This is a genomic window from Desulforamulus profundi, from assembly GCF_002607855.1.
Genome location: NZ_AWQQ01000134.1, coordinates 1 through 960 on the forward strand (window position 1 = coordinate 1; position 960 = coordinate 960).

The following is a 960-nucleotide window of genomic DNA, read 5'->3' on the forward strand; positions in this document are numbered from 1 at the left end:
TTATTACTAAGTAAATACTACTACACTTATAGTGTATCGTCAAGGGTTTACTTTACTTTTTGTGTGGTATATTTTAATGTTTACACATATTGTGTTATAATACATCCAGAGGTGTTAACATTGTTTGGTAAAAGGATTAAAGAATTAAGAGTCCAACATAATATGACCCAAAGTGATTTAGCAAGATTATTGAAAGTCTCTCCCAGTACGATTGGTATGTATGAACAGGGGCGAAGAGATCCTGACACTGACACAATAAATTTTCTTGCCGACTTCTTCAATGTGTCGGCAGACTACCTTCTTGGCCGCACCGATATTCCTAACAATGTTAACGACGAACCCACTCCACAGGAGCTTGAAAAAGTTCTCCGAGAGGCCAATATAGCTTTTGATGGAGCCCCACTGGATGAAGAAGATAAAGAAGATGTAATAGAGTTTGTTAAAGTTGCCCTCCGGGCACTCAAGAAAAGGAAACGGGAAAAAGCACAAGAAAAAGCTACTGATCATCAGTAGCTTTTTGACATTTTAAGGTATTTCGACATAATTCGGGGTGATTCGATGCACTGGATTAAGAGGGAGGTCAGAAACCTGCAAGAGCAGTATCATACCTCCGATCCTTTTGAGCTTGCTGATTATCTTGAATACATCCTCGTCCCATTCCCATTTAGAAAAATTAGAGGTATGTTGCTGGTGTTTGAAGGAACAACCTTTATCGGGTACAATAACACATTGCCATACCGAGAACAAAAACTTGTAATCTACCATGAAATAGCCCACCGACGTCTGCATCCGTCCCTTAACTATTTTATGGTTTTAGATAATTTACGGTCTATTTGTATAGGTAAGTATGAACGTCAAGTAGACAGGTTTGTGGCCGAGCTCTTACTGTCCGAGAAAAAACCAGAGCCCGGCGAATCAATATATGAATTTGCCAGGCGCTATGACGTTCCTGTAAAACTT

Annotated in this window: 2 protein-coding genes; both read left to right on the forward strand. The window is 39.5% G+C overall.

Annotated features, from left to right (window positions below; translation table 11 throughout):
* The coding region (locus P378_RS17345) for a helix-turn-helix domain-containing protein (protein ID WP_143338541.1) at positions 1 to 513 on the forward strand (513 nt) is incomplete at its 5' end.
* 45 nt (positions 514 to 558) lie between these two features.
* A partial coding sequence (locus P378_RS17350; protein ID WP_099084088.1) for an ImmA/IrrE family metallo-endopeptidase occupies positions 559 to 960 on the forward strand: 402 nt, incomplete at its 3' end.